Raw genomic sequence first — 17,624 nt, 5'->3', positions numbered from 1 at the left:
GCTTCGCTTATCGAAGCAAGTTGAAAAAGTGGCTGGCAGTTCTCGTGATCACCGTTGCATCCTTCAATGTCTCTGCAAGAAACAGCGCTCCTTCAAGATTCGTTATAAAAAGTGCTGCTACCTCGTAAATATGAATCGTTTCTCTAAACTCGCCTTTTTCTGCTCCTTGTTGTAGCAGTAGAGAGATTTTCATTTGTAATCCTGTGAAAAAGAGACCTATTTTTTCTTTTATGTGCGTTGCTTGTGCAGGACTTTGAATATAAAGAGTAATAAACGGACAGCTCCCCTTATAGTCTCTTGACTGAACTCCCTCCGTTAAATGCTTTAAAAACATCTGGACACGATCTTCAACGGATAACTGGTTCTGAGAAAGGATTTGATCCATTGCCCGCTCATACGTTTCAATCCAATAATCAACGACCCCTGCTAACAATTCTTCCTTATCCGCGAAGTGATAATACACATTAGATTTGGACACTTTGCTTACACGTACTAATTCATCCATGCTGGTATAAGCAAATCCCTTTTCTAAAAATAAGGCTGCCGCGACTTCAAGCACACGTTTTTGGTTCATGATTTTTGCCTTTGTCATGAGTAGAACTATACAGTACTAAATTGAGCGTTGCAAGTAGGAGGATAAATATATCTTTACCGGCAGGCCGATCATAGCTTGCTGTACTTGCTGTATATGTATGCATTCTCTTCATCATAATCTATACGGTCCACATAAATTTTTTCTTTATTTGACCGTAGCTTTCCGAAACATTTCTCTTCTATTGATCTTCTTTTTTCAAAATAGATCATAAGATCTTCCCGACCAGATACCTTATGTATCCTTCCATATTCCGAATTTTCTAAATACTCCACCATCCAGTCAATCCAGTCGGGATATAATTCATAATTGTCGGACACTCGCTCTAATGCCACTTTGTTGATTTGCTTAAATAGATCATCTGGATATAGGTAAAAAATTAATGGATTAAGGGGCTTCAATATCTGCTCAACCTCTAATATATAATCCGTCATTTGTTGTTCGTCGCAATCCATTGTTCGCATAAGTTCATTTAAGATTTGCTGAAAAATAACGTTCTCAAACACATATACCAGATCAGAACTAAGAGCCTGTTCAACAAATGCGGTTATTCTGCCTTTTAATGCCTGCATAAAACGTTCAGTCTTTAAATTTCCATTATCGGCTATATACGGTCTCAATAAATCATAAATTATTGGATACTCTTTGAAATCAGGAACGAAAACACAATACCATCCATTATAGATTTTTAGTTTATCTCTAAGTAATTCTTCATAAACAGAATGACTCTGTATAACAGCTTCGAATTCTTTCTCTGTCATTACTGCGGTCATTCTTACGTCACACGGATTCTCAATAGTGGAGTTCATATGATATTCGAAAAAAACCACTGCTTTTATATTATTCGTATTCAAGTTGTTGTATAAATTCCATGCACATGCTGATTTTCCACTACCATGAATTCCTTCAAAGTTGATAAACCTTGTATTCAAGTTAACACCCCATTCCAATTGTGTGTTTTTTACTGCTTATAATTCTATATTTTGGAATATTATTATGCAAGGGCAAGAAAGACTGATAGTTATTTATTCCCTGGGTGCATTTTTGGAGTTTGGCTCCAACCGTATTCTAAGTGCGATCACCTTCTTAGGGTGGTCTTTATATTTTTGCATAACACCTATTTATCCTCTATAATTGTAGGCTACTATGCACCCAGTCAGGAGGAAATGATGAATTTTATACAAGAGCACCTAGCAGGATATGGAATGAGCGAGCAGATGGTCGTGTATCTCTCGAACATCATTATGGTTTTATGTATTGCTTTACTCTCTATAGTGGCTAATCTTGTTGCCAAAAAAATCGTACTGAAGATCATCATCCATATCATTCATAACAACCGGTATACGTGGGATAATATCTTTTTGGAGAAAAAAGTATTTCACAAGCTGTCGCATCTCGCTCCGGCCTTTATCATTTATTACGCCGCGCCTATTTTTCCGCTGTATCAGTCTTTCATTGTAAAGTTCGCCTTAGCTTATATGATTATTGTAACGATCACGGTGTTTAATGCCCTGCTTGATGCCATCGATGCTATTTATCGTACGTATGAAGTGTCCAAGATGAGGCCGATCAGAGGCTACATTCAGGTTGCGAAGATTATACTGTATATTATTGGTGCGATTGTGGTGATTTCTAACCTCATGGGTCAGAATCCGCTGATTCTGCTTAGTGGACTGGGCGCTTTATCCGCTGTTCTGATGCTAGTGTTCAAAGATTCGATATTGGGCCTCGTGGCAGGTATTCAATTATCTTCTAACGATATGGTTCGTGTAGGCGACTGGATTGAAATGCCTAAATATAATGCCGACGGCAATGTAATTGATATTACGCTGAATACGGTAAAGGTGATGAATTTCGATAAAACCATTACCATGCTTCCGAGCTATGCCCTGATCTCAGACTCTTTTAAAAATTGGCGGGGGATGGAAGCCTCCGGGGGCAGAAGAATTAAACGAAGTGTCTGTATTGATACAAGCAGCATATGTTTTTGTACCAAAGAAATGATTGAGGAGTTCCAAAAGGTTCACTATCTTAGCGATTATGTCCTGACAAGATTAGATGAAATTAACGCCTATAATACGGAGCATCATATCAATATGGAGAGCAAAGTGAATGGAAGACAGCTAACAAATATCGGGGTATTCCGGGAATATGTCCAAGAATATCTGCGCAATCATCCCAAAATTCATAAGGAGATGACGCTCATTGTCAGGCAGTTAGCACCAGGAGACAGCGGACTGCCTTTAGAAATTTATGCGTTCAGCAATGAGACCACCTGGGGGGTGTATGAGTCCGTCCAGTCGGATATCTTTGATCACATTTTTGCGATTATCCCTCTGTTTGGACTTCGCGTTTTCCAGAACCCGACGGGCCAGGATATTGTTAATTTAAAAGAAAGGGTAATTACTTCGCATTATTTGGCATGATATAATATGGGGGAATGGAGTTGATGCTGATGCAGGATTTACTTGACCCTCGCGTGGATTTAATCTTCAAACGTATCTTTGGAAGTGAACATAACAAGGATGTATTGTTGGCATTTCTAAATAGTACATTCCGGGAAGCCGGAGAGCCGGCACTGACTGAGATTGTGCTGTTGAATCCTTACACGGAGGCTGACAGTCCTGATGATAAGCAGTCCATTATGGATATTAAAGCGAAGACCGCAGACGGCCAACTCATTAATATTGAAATGCAATTGTTTAACCCTTACCATATGGAGAAGCGGACGTTGTTCTATTGGAGTGAGATGTATTACCATCAGATTCCTAAGGGCAGCAACTATAATACACTGAAGAAATGTGTAACCATCAATATTTTGAACTACTCTTGTCTCAAAAATGACCGCTACCACAGCGTCTTTCACCTACGGGAAGATCATACCGGAATTTCTTTGTTGGACGATATTGAGATACATGTCATTGAGTTGACGAAACTAGATGAACATTCGGTGTCGCTTGAGGAAGGCGGACTGGTCAATTGGCTGCTGTTCCTAAAAGGTGTGGACAAATCAAACTGGGAGGTGTTGGCGATGAATGAACCAATGTTAAAGAAAGCAATGGATACGTTGGAATTCTTGAGTCAAGATACCGTAGCCAGAATGGAGTATCAAGCTCGTATGAAAGCCCTGAGCGATGAGAAGACGCGTATTGAGGGGGCTAGAGCGGAGGGGGAGCGTAAGAAAGCCGAGGAAATTGCCGGGAAATTACTGGCGATGGGGTTAGAGGTTGAAACTATTGCAAAAGCAGCGGGTCTCTCAGTACAGGAAGTAAAGGCATTAAGCCCACTGCAATAGTACAGTTTTCAGATAAGAGTAAAGCCAGCCTGATTGTGTGGGCTGGCTTTTTCTCTCCTATTCTACAACTCCGCCCCCCGATACCCCATCTTCCGGTAACCCTTCACCCTTTTCTTAAACATCCCCATAAGCATAGGGACCTGGAGATCGATATAATCATAAATTCTTACTTCTTCTTTGTTGACATGACTCCGGTGCAAGCGGCCGGCATATTGCTGTAAGGTGCCTGACCAGGAAATGGGATGAACCAGGAACAGTGTGTCCAGTCTGGTGTCATCGAAGCCCTCACCAATCAGCTTGCCGGTAGCGATAACGACCCGCTCCTGATCGTCGGGAATTGTGGCGATTTGAGTGCGGAGCGCCTCGCGCTGTTTTTTGCCCATGGGGTGGACTTCACCCGGGCTTACGGAGACATCGATGAGCGGTTCTATCTGACGGTATCCAGTATTTATAGACAAGCGTTGGAATACATTATGAAGAATGATTTGGAGGAAAAATTCGTCGACCGTAGCAGAAGGTTGGCGGAACGTAGTCAGGGCATTGGCGGGGGCTTTGGAGATGCCATGGTCGAATTCTATTATGACTATTTAGGGCACATGGAGGAAGAAGAAGAGACAGAGGATTAGACTATGCGAGCTAGGGCGGAGGCCCTGCATTGTTTTCCAATATAAAGAATGAAGAAGCCTCCCTGTAGTGTATAATAAAGCAAATTAAAGCCCCTGTCCCTGGATCGGAACGGACAGAAGCTGAGGAGGAATCGTTGTGGCCAGCATCAGACAGAGAATTGTTCCGCATCTATGGTATGACAAGGAGGCGGCAGAAGCCGCCCGCTTTTACGCTACTGTGTTTCCGGAGTCCAAGGTTACGAGTGTGAACACCATTCATGATACGCCCTCCGGCGATGCGGGTCAGGTCTCTTTTGAGGTCTGGGGGCAGCCATTCATGGCGATCAGCGGAGGGCCGTATTTCAAGCTGAATCCGGCCGTCTCCTTCTTTGTTAATTTCGATCCCTCCCGCGACCAGGATGCAGCAGAGAGATTAGATGAGGTGTGGGATAAGTTAGCGGAAGACGGCACCGCCTTGATGCCGCTCGGCAAGTATCCGTTCAGTGAGCGGTACGGCTGGATTCAGGACAAGTATGGGGTGTCCTGGCAGCTGATTCTAACGAATCCGGCAGGGGAGGAGCGGCCTGCGATTATTCCTTCCTTGTTGTTCGTGGGGGATAAATGCGGGAAGGCGGAGGAGGCGATGTCCTTCTATCTGTCGGTATTTAAGGACTCGCGCCAAGGGCTTCTTACCCGCTACCCGGCAGGCTCTGCGCCCGATCAGGAAGGAACGATTATGTTCGCGGACTTCATGCTGGAGAATCTGTGGTTCACGGTCATGGACAGTGCGCATAATCATCAGTTCAGCTTCAATGAAGCGGTCTCCTTCATGGTATCCTGCGATTCTCAGGAAGAGATTGACTACTACTGGGACAAGCTGTCTGCAGTTCCTGAAGCCGAGCAATGCGGCTGGCTGAAGGATGCCTTCGGTATCTCCTGGCAGATTATTCCGGCCGAGATGAACGAGATGATGAAGAAGGGTACGCCGGAGCAGCTGGCGCGTGTGACGAAGGCTTTTCTGCAGATGAAGAAGTTCGAGCTTGCGGAGCTGCGTAAGGCCTATAAGGGAGAATAAAAGCGGCAACTTGCTGGAATACCAAAAGAAGCGATAAGGACCTAATCCTTATCGCTTCTTTGCGCGCAAATATAAGAATGTATAGGTTTCACTTGCCTCACACCTTCCCCCCGCCATCCCCCGCCCGGTACTTCTTGCGGTACTGGGCCGGGGTCATGCCGTACACCTTTTTGAAGCTGGAATAGAAGGTGTTCAGGGACGAGAAGCCGAAATGCTGCACGATGGGCTCGATCGGCGAGTCGGAGGCAATGAGCTCCTGGCAGATGAACGTCAGTCGCTTCTCGGATATTTTGTCGGTGATGGACTGGGTGGTCTCTGCTTTGTACAGACTGCGGAAATAATTGACCGACAAGCCCAGGTGATCCGCCAGCATGGTGGCAGACAGATTCGGGTCGGTGAGATGACTCTCGATGAACTGGTCCACCTGTCCGATCAGGGCGATATTCTTGGATTGGCTGCGGGCGGCCGCAATGTCTTCGAGTGTTCGGGTAATCAAGGCCTCCATCCACGGCATGACGTTATCCATTGTTTCCTGCCGAATGATCTGTTTCTCAATGGACGTCAGTCCCCACGAGCTGGGCAGCGGCTGGGAGGAATGCTCCTGGATGAGCCGGCGGATGTCCATGAACAAGGTGATCAGAGACATTTTACATTCAAAATAAGGCAGTTCCCGCAGCTTCACAACCGCTGATCGTAAGACCTCCAGAATGACGGCGGCGTCCCCCTTGAGTATGGCCTGGGCGATCTGCCGCTCCTGGCTCACAGGCAAATGATATAATTCCCCGGGTGCAGCGGGCAGCCATTCCTTCACAATGAGCGACCGGTGTCCGAACCGGAACCGCTCCTGCGTCAGATCATACGTCTCCAGATACACCTCATGCATGTCGGTTAAGCCAGGCAACGTCCGGCCCCAGGCAATGGTAGTTCCTACGGACAAATACTGCTGAATTAACTGCCCTGCCACTTGCAGCTCCTTCGCGAATTCCTCTGACAAGGGAGCCGATAAGACTACAGCCACGTGGTCGTCTCCCATATCTACGGTCTGCAGCTTGTGCCTGGACGATTGCAGCGACTCCTGAATGATATTGGACATAGCGAACCGGAGCAGGCGCCGGTCCTTCTCCGGGTACACTCCCGAGAATTCCGCGAAGTGGTCGATCCGGAAGATGGCTACGGACAACTCATCGCTTGGCAGATCAATCCCCCATTCTACGAATTGAGCGCGGATCTCCGTTGCCGAATGGTACGTCTCCCCGAGGAAATCCCTTAAGAACCGCTCTCTGCCCAGAAATTTATTATGCCGCCATTGCTCGGTAAGCTCGTGAATCTGATTATGCTGCGAGGTAAAAACGCTCGATAAGTATTCGAGTTCATTGGCGTTCGCCTCAAGGCCGGGCTTCTCCGCCTGATGCTGCCGCATGACCCGGCTGATCAGCTCCTGAATGGGCGAGTACACCCGTTTGGAGATTAGTATAATCACCGCCAGGGAGGCCGCGAACAAGACGAGGAACAGGATCAGACTGGTGTCGCGCAGGACCGTGATTTTATTCAGAATGGCGGACTTCGGGATCATCTCAATGAAGGTCCAATCCTGGATACCCTTAACGGAGGAGTCGGCATAGACCACTAGCTTCTCCCCCTGATCCCGTGGCTGAAATAGCTTCCAGCCGCTGGCTCCCTTCATTCCGTGGCTTCTGAGCTCGGCAATCTGCTGCGGATTCATTGGCGTGCTGCTAAAAATCGTCTCGTCCCGGTCATTCAGCACGGTGATCGACCGGCTGGCGAAGTTTGAATTATTCTGCAGCAGGGTCATGAGATTATGGGTATCCACATTCATGACGAACGCGGAGATAGAGCTGCCTTTTTCATAAAATCTGACAATGGTCATCACTTCTTTGGGGGTGTTCCCGGTAAGAGGGAGAGACAAGGTTCGCGGAATGAGCACGCTGTGGTTCGCTGTTTCCGGGTCACGTAAGCGCTTAATAATATCCTGATCGTAAAAAGCGGCGGTATCATTTAACCCAAGTCTGGAGTCAATGACCGTATTCGTATAATCGTTAATAAGGTAGACCGAATCAATGGAGGGGTTGGCGTTCTTAATGTCCGTCAATTGGCTCCATACCTCATAGGTCTCGAAATCGCTGTAATGGTCCGAAAGGGCATACACCTTAAGCGTGCTGTCATTACTGGAGGAGAAGCTGAAATCAAGCGCCCATTCCATCAGCCGTGACGTATTCCGGGCCCCGTTCACGAGGAGGGATTCCGAATGATCGCCGATTTCCTCCAGCAGTGTCTTGGAAGATTGCCCATAGAGTAGTACGAAGGATACGCCTAAGACCAGAACGTTCGCACTGACAAAGTAAAAAATAAGCTTCATGTAGGTAGGGTGCCGCTTCAGCGAGGCGAAGAACGGTTGTCTGAATTTCATGGCTCTGGAACCTCCGTAATCATAACTGTCCGGCTCATTATAAGTAGATTTATTATAGCACACCGGGTATTTTCGTCTGCCGAATCGTTTGTTTTCGGAAGAGTGTTGTTTTTGGGAAGGCGGTAAATCTGCACTTGCGGGAAGGATTGGCGTTTCTCGGAATTGCTCAGGACGCAAGGGCTTGATAAGGTGAGCGCATAGATAACGGACGCTCTTGGGGCGATGACCGGTCTTGAGGAAGGGGGGATGTACAAATGAACTACCCGCTTAGCGCAGGTAAACGTTCAAAATGTAGGCATATCACGCAGAATCCTTTTCTGTATGTGATGGCTGTACCGGGGCTGTTGTTTTTCCTCGTGTTCAGTTATTTTCCTATATACGGGATTATGATTGCCTTCAAAGATTATGATTTTGCCAAGGGGATCACGGGGAGTGACTGGGTAGGGTTTAAAAATTTCGATTACTTTTTTACATCAGATGACTTCTGGACAATTCTGCGGAACACACTGCTACTCAACGTGCTGTTTATTGTGTTCACGACAGCGGCGGCCGTTCTGATTGCGCTCATGTTCAATGAGATCCGCAATAAGTATTTCAAACGGATATCGCAATCGCTTATTTTCCTGCCTTATTTCATGTCCTGGATTGTGATCGGGATGATTGTCCAATCCTTATTCGGCGGGGAAGAGCCTATGATTAATGTCTGGCTGCAAAATATCGGCATGGAGCCGGTCAACTGGATGTTTGAGTCAAGTCTCTGGCCTTATATTCTGACGGTGATCCGGGTGTGGCAAGGGGCCGGTTATCTCTCGATTATTTTTCTGGCCGCCATTACGGGCATATCGGAGGATCTATATGAGGCAGCCCGCATCGACGGGGCTTCTAAACTGCAGATTGTGACGCGCATTACGCTGCCGCTGCTGGTTCCGACGATCATGATCATGACGCTGCTGGCCGTGGGCAAAATTTTCAACGGGGACTTTGCGATGATCTATGCCATCATTGGAGACAACTCGATGCTGTATCCGACTACCGACGTCATTGATACCTTTGTCTTCCGCTCCATGCGGCAGCTGCACGATTTTGGCATGTCTTCGGCAGTGGGCCTGTTCCAGTCCATTATGGGTCTGATTTTCGTCATTGCTGCCAACTGGGTCACCCGCAGGGTATCCAAAGAATCTGCTTTATTCTAGGAGAGGTACTATGATACAGAAACATAGCGCAGCGGACCGCACCTTTACGGCATTCGCCCATACGTTCATTTTGCTGTTCACTTTATTTTGTCTGTTTCCTTTTCTGCTGATGATTGCCGGTTCCTTTACGGATGAGGAGGAGCTGATAGCACACGGCTATACCTTATTCCCGCAAAAATTATCGCTGGCCGCCTATAAGGCGGTTCTGCAATCAGATGTTCTTTTCAACGGCTATGGCGTTACCCTGTTCATCACGGTTGTCGGGGCCTTAAGCGCCCTGTGCATTTCCGCCATGCTCGGCTATTCACTGGCGAATAAACGGAATGTTCTGCAAACGCCCTTTCTGTTTTTTTGCTACTTGCCGATGCTCTTCTCGGGAGGGATCATTCCGTTCTATATTGTAGTCAGCCAGTGGCTGCATTTGCAGAATACGATCTGGGTGCTCATACTGACGATGTTATGCCAGCCATTCCTCGTCTTCCTGCTGGTCAGCTTCTTCCGCACCATTCCTGAGGAGCTGGAGGAAGCCGCCCGAATCGACGGAGCGAATGAGATGAGAGTGTTCTTCCAGATTATGATTCCGATCTCCAAGCCGATTCTGGCTTCTGTCGGCCTCTTCTATGCGCTGAGCTTCTGGAATGACTGGTTCATGGGACTGATGTTCATCGATAACGAGAAGTTATTCCCGCTACAGTTAATCCTGCGCCGGATGGTCTCCAATATGGAAGCGGCCAGGAACCTGATCCCTTCCGGTGCTGCGATTTCGGTCACTCCACCGACGTACGGGGTGCGGATGGCGACGACGGTACTGACCATCGGCCCGATTGTGCTGCTGTATCCGATGCTTCAGAAATATTTTGTCAAAGGTCTAACGGTTGGTGCTGTAAAAGGGTAAGCCATTCAGATTGTCCATAGATACAGGAGGGTAACGAGATGAGGTTAAAAAAATGGTTCGGCACGGCAACAACAGCGGTATTGGTGTCGTCACTGGTGCTGGCAGGCTGCGGGGGAAATGCGAAGAATGAAGGCAATACGGCGAATTCTACGAATTCCCCGTCCAGTTCAGAGGGTGCAGCGCCTGCTGCCAAAGAAGTAGTGACGCTGAAGGCTTATTTCCCGGGAGATAAACCTGCGGGGTTCGATGCTGTGCTGCAGGCGGTCAACGACAAGCTGAAAAAGGATAATATCGGAGCCGCGCTGAATATCAACTTCATGCCTTGGACCGACTACGGGAATGCGGTATCCGTGAAGATGTCTGCCGGGGAAGAGTTCGATATGTATCTGGATGCCCCTTGGCTATCCATGAACCAGATGATCGAGAGTAAATCGTTGACGGAGCTGGATGCGGCAGTGGCTGCACGGCCCGAGCTGAAGTCGTCCATTCCGGAGGAAATGTGGGAGTATAACAAATTCGGCGGCAAAATTATGGGGATTCCGCTCGGCACCACCCAAGGCCAGCTGTATGGCGTACTGATCCGTAAGGATTTACGCGAGAAATACGGGCTTCCCGAGCTGAAGACCCTCGATGATCTGGAGAAATTCCTGTATGCAGTCAAGGAAAATGAGAAAGACATTAAGCCTTTTGTCATTAACGGAATTAAGGCCGATAAGCTGCCATTCATCCTGAGTAACTCCGCGAATCTGGCGCAGGATGAAGTACTGGAGATTGGGGTCAACATGTTCTCGTATTCGATCAAGGATAAGAAGGTCATTGGCCAATGGGAGAGCCCGACAATTGCCGATGCTTATGATCGCGTTACCAAATACTATAAGGATGGAATTATCTCCAAAAATATTGCCCAGGAGCAAAATGCCGAGACGCTGTTCAAGCAAGGTAAATATGCGGCGACCTACTATGCAGCCGATGGGGTTGAAGGGCTGAAATATTCGGAAATGCTGAAGGACGGCAGCGACAAGCTGGAGATTTTCATACCGAACGGGGAGCAGGCTAAGCCTTATACGGCTTATCAGCAATGGAACTTCCTGTGTATCCCGACGACCTCCAAGCATTCCGATGTCACTATGGATGTAGTGAACTGGCTGTCGATTAAGGAAAACCATGATCTGATGGAATACGGCATTCAAGGAAAGGACTGGGAGCCTGTCGGCGATTCGAGCTATAAGGCGCTGTCCGGCTATACCTTCCCTGGTTATGTGCTGACCTGGCGGCCGACGCTGAATCGTACACCTGACACCATGATGCAAGATGACAAGAAGTGGTTCGACTTCTCGACCAAGACGTCCAATTTTACGCTTAGTCCAATCGCAGGCTTCAACTTCAACGCCGAGAAGGTAAAGACGGAATATGCCAAAATCACGCCGCTGCACGATTCGATCTTCCTGCCGCTAAGCCAAGGCCTGATTCCTGCGGCAGAAGGAAAGAAAACGATGGAGGATAAGATGGCAAGTCTCGGCGGGCAAAAAGTAATCGATGAAATCCAGGCCCAGATTGATGCCGTTACTTCCGGGAAATAACCGTACTTCAAACACAGAAAGAGGTCACTCCAATGAAAATAACACGCAGCGCGCACAATCCGCTGATTGAAGCCGTGGATGTTGTCCCCTCCCGTCCCGATTTCCAGGTACTGGGTGCGTTCAATGCAGGCGTGGCGCAGCTACAGGATGAGACGATCCTCTTGCTGCGCGTTGCTGAAGCGCCAATACCGGACCGGGCGGACGAGGTGCTTGTTCCCCGGTTGAATGAAGCAGGGACGGAGGTGCAGGTAGAACGATACGACAAGAACGATCCGGCTTATGATTTCTCCGACTCGCGCTTCGTTGCCAAGGACGGGCAGACGGTGATGCTCACCTCCCTATCCCATCTCCGGGTAGCGCGAAGCCAAGATGGCGTCCATTTCGAGGTTGAGCCGCAGCCGGCCCTGTTCCCGGAGCATCCTCTGGAAGCATGGGGGATTGAAGATCCGCGTGTGACCCAGATTGGGGACACCTATTACATCACTTATAGCGCTGCCTCTGCGCGCGGTGTTGGCGTCGGGCTGGCGGAGACCCGCGACTTTCAGACCTTCACACGGCGGGGGATGATGCTGCCTCCCGAGAATAAGGATGTCATGATTTTCCCCGAGAAAATTGGCGGCAAATACTACGCTCTGCATCGCCCAGTGCCGAAGTCATTCGGCGCGCCCGAGATGTGGATCGCAGAATCGCCCGATCTCGACCACTGGGGGAACCACCGCTTCCTGATGGGACTCGGCGAGCAGGGCTGGGACTCGGCCCGCATGGGCGGCGGGGCAGTTCCGATCCGCACACCGCAGGGCTGGCTGGCGCTGTATCATGGCGCGGACAGCAGCCACCGCTATTGTATGGGGGCGGTGCTGCTGGATCTGGAGGACCCGTCCCGGGTCATTGCGAGATCGCGTGTCCCCGTGCTGGAGCCGGAAGCTTCCTATGAGGTGAACGGATTCTTCGGCAAGGTCGTGTTCTCCTGCGGCGCGCTGCTGCTGGACCAGACGGTCCGTATGTATTACGGCGCGGCGGACGAAGTGATGGCTGTAGCGGACATCCCGCTTCAGGATATATTAGATACTCTTGTGTAAGGGTAGGGAGGCAGTGTGAGCTGCCTTCTCTAATTCCTATATAGATTGAACTTGAAAACATACAGAAAGGGAAAAGTGGCGGAGGGGAATTTTGGAACTGTAGGAGCGAAAGCGTCCGCCTGAAAGCTTTCCGCAGGAAAGCTCGCATCGTAAGCATCTGCTAGTCCCCGGATTTCTACCGCTAGAAGCGGTTCAAAATCAAGAAATCTGGGGACAACAGCGGCCGGAGGGCCAAACATTCTCTGGAGCCACGGCTATCCCATAGCAAAAAATTACAAGTACATTCTATATAGTTTAGAAAGCGCTAACAAAAATCTGCTAGATAGACAAAGGAGCGTGTACATGACTGGTAACGTGCAAAGCAGGATCAAGAGATGGATCTGTCTCGTGATGGTTGGTTTGATGATCTCGACCCTCGGGTTCCAATATCCTGTGTCGGCGGCGGATAGCTCGTCGCAGGAGCTGGCGGAAATGAGGCTGATGAAGCAGCGGGCGGTTGATTTCTATATCTCCAAAGATATTATTAACGACGGAACCAACGGCCGGGTCGAATGGACTTTTAAATCACAGGCCGGGACCTACTTATCGAGTCAAAAAGCCAATGGAAGCTGGGCGGATGTTGATTATGCGAATACAACCTCCAGTGCGAACGGCAGAGCCTGGTCCCCATACCTGGCGCTGGACCGGATGCAATCGATGGCTCAGGCGTTCGCAGACCCGAAGGGGCCATACTATCATGATGAAGCCATGTTAGCTGGTATTCAGAAAGCGCTGGATCACTGGTTTACGGTCAAGCCGACCTCCACCAACTGGTGGGAGACCGGCATCGGCAAGCAGCTGCGGCTTAGCAAAATCGCACTGCTATGTGAAGGCTACCTGACTGCGGAGCAGGCCGCTAACATTGTCGGCACGTTGGACAGCAGTCCGAATACGGTCGATGGCGCTAACTCCTCCTGGTACAACCAGAATTATATGATTCGCGGCTTATTGTTGGAGGATGCCCAGAATGTCCGTAGCGCCGTAGAGGCGTTTAACGTGCTCTCGGCTGTGACGGTGACGCTGACGGGAATTCAGTCCGACATGTCCTTTTTCATGCATGGGAAGACGAATTATACTACGGGCTATGGCAGAAGCTTCGCGAGAGATATGTCCTTCTGGGCCTATGTGGTCTCGGGCACAAGCTTCGCCTACAGCCAGGCGGCCATTGACTCTTTGTCCTCCTATGTGCTGGATGGAACCAGATATCTGGTGAGAGGCGATGTTGCCGATCTGGGGATGGGGATGAATGGACCGGAGTGGCCGGATTATGAGAGCTCTGCGCTGACCTTCTATGAAGATCCGCTGGAGTGGATGCAGGCGGCTAACCCGAAGCGGGCGGATGAGTTCGCGCTCTTCCTGAATAATATCCGCAAGATTGGCACAGTCTCGGGCAATGGACTGGACGCGAACAATATGACGCAATGGCAGACCCTGGTCTCCTCTCATATGCGGAAGGATTACGGAATTACAGTCAAAATGTCCTCCAGCACGGTCAAAGGCGGCGAATGGAGAACCATTAATCCAAGCGGATATAATCTGCTCTATTGGACTCCGCAAGGTGCCACTGCGATCCAGAGAACCGGGGATGAGTACAGAACCGTATACCCGTTGATGGATTGGGCTCATGTTCCGGGGACAACAGCTCCCTACGTGCTCACCAAGGACGGGAATTTCAACAATCCGAAGACGTTCGTAGGCGGCGTCACCAATGAGCGGTACGGAGCCACGGCGTTTGATTTCAACAAGCTGAGTACCAGCGGGAAAAAGGGCTACTTTTTCTTCGATGATGAAATGGTAGCGCTGGGCGCAGGCATCACTTCAACGAATGCTGCTCCAGTCCATACCACGCTGAATCAGAGTCTTGCTGTTGGCGATGTGCTGGTAGATGGCAAAGTGGCAGACGGAACATCGCAGATGAACGGACGCTGGGCCTATAACGATAGTACCGGGTATGTGTTCCCGGATAAGACGAATTTCCAGGTGAAGCTGGAGACAAAGACCGGGAAATGGAGCGATGTCGTTTCCGGCAGCTCAACGGAGCCAATCACAAAGCCGGTGTTCTCAATGTGGCTGGATCACGGAGTTAAGCCAGTCAATGCCTCCTACCAATACATCGTATTGCCGGGTAAAACCGCTGCGGAGGTTGGCAGCTATGCGGAAGCAAGCCCGATTAGTATTCTCGCGAATACACCGTCCGTGCAGGCGGTCCGGCACCGTTCCCTTGGTATTGCGGAAATGCTGTTCTATCAGCCGGGTACGGTGACGCTAAGAGAAGGACTGACTGTTACCGTAGATAAACCGTCGATGGTAATTGTCGATGAATCCGCAGACCCTGTCCGCATCTCGGTGGCGAATCCTGAAACACCGGGGATTACAGTCAATGTAACGCTGAACCGGAACGGGGATCAGACTACAACCACGTACAGACTCGGTAAAGATACATTTACCGGCCGGAGTACGACGCTGAGCGAGGGAGCTTCTATCGACGATAGAGGGTATGATCTGGCTTACAGTAAAGGTACGGTTGCTTCGTCCAGCGTGGGCAAGCAATTTGCGTCGGGTGCTACGGATCTGTACAGAACCTCCAGTTGGAGTTCGAATGCATCAGACGATGAATGGATTTATGTGGATCTGCAGGATCAATATAAGATCAATAAGGTTAGACTGCATTGGGAGAAGGCTTACGGCAGAAGCTATAAAATTCAAGTATCCGATGATGCGGCCACCTGGAAGGACGTTTATGCGACCTCCATGGGGGATGGCGGCATCGATGACATTGCCTTCGGTAAGACCAGCGCAAGGTTCGTCCGGATGCTGGGCGTTCAGCAGGGGACCGGAGACGGTTACTCGCTTGCTGAGTTTAACGTGTATGAAGCGGTTGTCCCCAACCTTGCGGAAGGCCAGACTGCGATTGCAAGCTCGTCCAAAGCGGCTGATGTATCAGTGGGGAATGCGGTAGACGGCTCATTGACGACCCGCTGGGGGTCCAACTATGCCGATCCGCAGTGGATTTATGTCGATCTTGGCTCCATTCAGCCGATTGCTAAGGTCATGCTGCACTGGGAAAGTTCGTATGGGAAGGAATACCGGATTGAAGTCTCCGATACAATGGAGGACTGGAAGACGGTATACAGTACGTCCAGTGGGGACGGGGACATCGACGAGATCTCTATCGATCCGGTGAATGCCAGATACGTCCGGATGTATGGAACTCAGAGAGCGAGCAAATACGGATATTCGCTCTGGGAATTTAAAGTGTTCGGACCAGAGACTGAAGCCCGCGTTCCCGCCCGGGTTGAGCTTGCGGCAGCGCCATCTTCGGTGGTGCCTGGAGGCAAAGTATCCGTCACGGGGGCCGTCTATGAGGGTGGTAATCTTCCGGTTCCCGGTGTGGAGGTTGAACTTACAGCTGCCGATGGAAGCCTGGAGCCTGCAAAAGTAACTACAGATGTGTACGGCCGGTTCAGTACGGTCTTTACCGCACCGTCCGTTCCCGGAGAGGTATCCATCTCAGCCGTTCTACCGGCAAGCCCATCCGTGACAGGGGCAATCACCGTGTCTGTAGAAAAAGAGGCTGTGCCTACAACAGCCCGGATTGAACTTGAGGCCTCGCCGTCTTCCGTATCCGCTGGAGGCAAAGTGTCCGTTACGGGAACCGTCTATGATGGTGAAGAGCTTCCGTTAGCGGGCGCTGCGGTCAGTCTCATGGCAGCCTCGGGTAGTTTCGAGCCTGCGCTTGCTGTAACGGATGAGAACGGCCGGTTCAGCACGGTCTATACGGCACCGTCCGCAGCCGGAGATGTAGTCATTACGGCTGTGTTGACCGACAATCCTTCCGTGACAAATACGGTAACCATTTCTGTAAGCAAGTTGATACCAGTCCCTGTTCTTATTGAACTTCAGACGGCAGCGTCTGCCGTGAATACCGGGGATGATGTATCCATCACGGGAATCGTATCAGGTAGCGACAATCTTCCGGCCTCCAGCCTGGAGGTTGAACTCGCTGCTTCCTCGGGCAGCCTGGAGCCTGCTCATGCTGTAACGGACGCAAACGGCCGGTTCAGCGCGGTCTTTACGGCACCATCCACACCTGGAGAAGTGACGATTACGGCATTCTTGAGCGCTTATCCGTCCATTACGGGAAGAATTAACGTATCGGTCAATGAGCGTTCGGGCGGCGGAAACGGCGGCGATCCCGGAGGAGAAGCGCCAGTGACTCCGTCAGTACCAGTAGTACCGCCGGTTATTGTTGGAACACCGAATAAGCCGGACGAGGGCCCTTCTGCACCGGCTACTCCGGTCCCTGGCCCATCCCTCACCGATATTGCCGGGCATTGGGCCGAAGCCAGTATCCTTGAAGCTGTTAAGCAAGGCATCATTACAGGTTATCCGAACAGCTCGTTCCAGCCTAACCGTAACGTGACCCGTGCCGAATTCACGGTGATGCTGGCGAAGGCGCTGAAGCTTCAGAACACAGAAGCAGCGTTGTCCTTCAAGGACAGTGACCGGATCGGTTCGTGGGCCAAGACAGCCGTTGCTCAGGCAGTAGCCCTGGGAATCATTCAGGGCGATAACCAGAGCAACTTCCGCCCGGATGCGCCTATGACCAGAGCGGAAATGGCTGTCATGCTGGCGAGAGCATTGCATCTCGCTCCTGTTGCCCGCTCCGCAGGATTCACAGATGACCGCGACATCCCCGCCTGGGCGGTTGGAGCGGCAGCCGAGATGAAGAAGTCAGGACTGATGCAAGGTAAGGGCAACAACAGCTTCTTCCCGAAGGATGCCGCAACGCGGGCAGAGACGGTTACGGTCCTGCTGCGGATGCTGGAAGCTAAGTAAGTAT

General features: G+C 50.1%; 13 protein-coding genes. 9 read left to right on the top strand and 4 right to left on the bottom strand.

Features of this window, described 5'->3' with window-relative positions:
- Positions 1–7 precede the first annotated feature (7 nt).
- Both J2Z70_RS28185 and J2Z70_RS28180 read right to left on the bottom strand, forming a co-directional pair.
- Positions 8–574 carry a TetR/AcrR family transcriptional regulator gene (locus J2Z70_RS28185; RefSeq protein WP_209878643.1) on the bottom strand — a complete coding sequence of 189 codons (567 nt, stop codon included), beginning with the start codon at positions 572–574 and terminating at the stop codon, positions 8–10.
- Between the two features lie 89 nt (positions 575–663).
- Positions 664–1,524: a P-loop NTPase family protein gene (locus J2Z70_RS28180; protein ID WP_209878641.1), complete on the bottom strand. Its 861-nt coding sequence runs from the start codon at positions 1,522–1,524 to the stop codon at positions 664–666.
- A 237-nt stretch (positions 1,525–1,761) separates the two neighbouring features.
- Here J2Z70_RS28180 and J2Z70_RS28175 point away from each other — a divergent pair, with 237 nt between their 5' ends.
- Both J2Z70_RS28175 and J2Z70_RS28170 read left to right on the top strand, forming a co-directional pair.
- The gene (locus J2Z70_RS28175; RefSeq protein WP_209878639.1) at positions 1,762–3,018 is read left to right on the top strand and encodes a mechanosensitive ion channel family protein; all 1,257 of its coding nucleotides are present in this window, start codon (positions 1,762–1,764) and stop codon (positions 3,016–3,018) included.
- A gap of 29 nt (positions 3,019–3,047) precedes the next feature.
- Positions 3,048–3,887: an Rpn family recombination-promoting nuclease/putative transposase gene (locus tag J2Z70_RS28170; protein WP_209878692.1), complete on the top strand. Its 840-nt coding sequence runs from the start codon at positions 3,048–3,050 to the stop codon at positions 3,885–3,887.
- 62 nt (positions 3,888–3,949) lie between these two features.
- Here J2Z70_RS28170 and J2Z70_RS28165 read toward each other — a convergent pair whose 3' ends face one another.
- Positions 3,950–4,270 (bottom strand): helicase, encoded by a 321-nt coding sequence (locus tag J2Z70_RS28165; RefSeq protein WP_245368579.1) that lies wholly within the window; start codon positions 4,268–4,270, stop codon positions 3,950–3,952.
- Positions 4,271–4,273: 3 nt separating this feature from the next.
- Here J2Z70_RS28165 and J2Z70_RS28160 point away from each other — a divergent pair, with 3 nt between their 5' ends.
- Positions 4,274–4,513: a hypothetical protein gene (locus J2Z70_RS28160; protein WP_209878636.1), complete on the top strand. Its 240-nt coding sequence runs from the start codon at positions 4,274–4,276 to the stop codon at positions 4,511–4,513.
- A gap of 136 nt (positions 4,514–4,649) precedes the next feature.
- Positions 4,650–5,567: a VOC family protein gene (locus tag J2Z70_RS28155; RefSeq protein ID WP_209878634.1), complete on the top strand. Its 918-nt coding sequence runs from the start codon at positions 4,650–4,652 to the stop codon at positions 5,565–5,567.
- Positions 5,568–5,664: 97 nt separating this feature from the next.
- Here J2Z70_RS28155 and J2Z70_RS28150 read toward each other — a convergent pair whose 3' ends face one another.
- The gene (locus tag J2Z70_RS28150; protein ID WP_209878632.1) at positions 5,665–7,995 is read right to left on the bottom strand and encodes a helix-turn-helix domain-containing protein; all 2,331 of its coding nucleotides are present in this window, start codon (positions 7,993–7,995) and stop codon (positions 5,665–5,667) included.
- A 254-nt stretch (positions 7,996–8,249) separates the two neighbouring features.
- Between J2Z70_RS28150 and J2Z70_RS28145 the strand changes: the two genes are divergently transcribed.
- From J2Z70_RS28145 to J2Z70_RS28125, 5 genes are all read left to right on the top strand, one after another.
- Positions 8,250–9,188, top strand: a complete 939-nt coding sequence (locus tag J2Z70_RS28145; RefSeq protein WP_209878630.1) for an ABC transporter permease — start codon at positions 8,250–8,252, stop codon at positions 9,186–9,188.
- 10 nt (positions 9,189–9,198) lie between these two features.
- Positions 9,199–10,083 carry a carbohydrate ABC transporter permease gene (locus tag J2Z70_RS28140; protein ID WP_209878628.1) on the top strand — a complete coding sequence of 295 codons (885 nt, stop codon included), beginning with the start codon at positions 9,199–9,201 and terminating at the stop codon, positions 10,081–10,083.
- Positions 10,084–10,121: 38 nt separating this feature from the next.
- The gene (locus J2Z70_RS28135; RefSeq protein ID WP_209878625.1) at positions 10,122–11,663 is read left to right on the top strand and encodes a DUF3502 domain-containing protein; all 1,542 of its coding nucleotides are present in this window, start codon (positions 10,122–10,124) and stop codon (positions 11,661–11,663) included.
- Positions 11,664–11,695: 32 nt separating this feature from the next.
- Complete coding sequence (locus tag J2Z70_RS28130) at positions 11,696–12,742, top strand: glycoside hydrolase family 130 protein (RefSeq protein WP_209878623.1); 1,047 nt, start codon at positions 11,696–11,698, stop codon at positions 12,740–12,742.
- Between the two features lie 342 nt (positions 12,743–13,084).
- Entirely contained in the window at positions 13,085–17,620 is a 4,536-nt protein-coding gene (locus J2Z70_RS28125; RefSeq protein WP_209878621.1) for a polysaccharide lyase family 8 super-sandwich domain-containing protein, read from the top strand.
- The last annotated feature ends 4 nt before the right edge of the window (positions 17,621–17,624 follow it).

The sequence above is a fragment of the Paenibacillus silagei genome (assembly GCF_017874735.1).
In the GTDB taxonomy this organism is placed as follows: Bacteria; Bacillota; Bacilli; order Paenibacillales; family Paenibacillaceae; genus Paenibacillus_AQ; species Paenibacillus_AQ silagei.
Note: the sequence above shows the minus strand (reverse complement) of the source record. Positions and strands in the feature narration are given on the sequence as shown.

Coding starts and splice junctions, on each gene's coding strand:
- J2Z70_RS28170 (WP_209878692.1), top strand. CDS start 3,048: ATGCAGGATTTACTTGACCCTCGCGTGGATTTAATCTTCAAACGTATC.
- J2Z70_RS28135 (WP_209878625.1), top strand. CDS start 10,122: ATGAGGTTAAAAAAATGGTTCGGCACGGCAACAACAGCGGTATTGGTG.
- J2Z70_RS28150 (WP_209878632.1), bottom strand. CDS start 7,995: ATGAAATTCAGACAACCGTTCTTCGCCTCGCTGAAGCGGCACCCTACC.
- J2Z70_RS28140 (WP_209878628.1), top strand. CDS start 9,199: ATGATACAGAAACATAGCGCAGCGGACCGCACCTTTACGGCATTCGCC.
- J2Z70_RS28125 (WP_209878621.1), top strand. CDS start 13,085: ATGACTGGTAACGTGCAAAGCAGGATCAAGAGATGGATCTGTCTCGTG.
- J2Z70_RS28145 (WP_209878630.1), top strand. CDS start 8,250: ATGAACTACCCGCTTAGCGCAGGTAAACGTTCAAAATGTAGGCATATC.
- J2Z70_RS28130 (WP_209878623.1), top strand. CDS start 11,696: ATGAAAATAACACGCAGCGCGCACAATCCGCTGATTGAAGCCGTGGAT.
- J2Z70_RS28185 (WP_209878643.1), bottom strand. CDS start 574: ATGAACCAAAAACGTGTGCTTGAAGTCGCGGCAGCCTTATTTTTAGAA.
- J2Z70_RS28175 (WP_209878639.1), top strand. CDS start 1,762: ATGAATTTTATACAAGAGCACCTAGCAGGATATGGAATGAGCGAGCAG.
- J2Z70_RS28165 (WP_245368579.1), bottom strand. CDS start 4,270: ATGGGCAAAAAACAGCGCGAGGCGCTCCGCACTCAAATCGCCACAATT.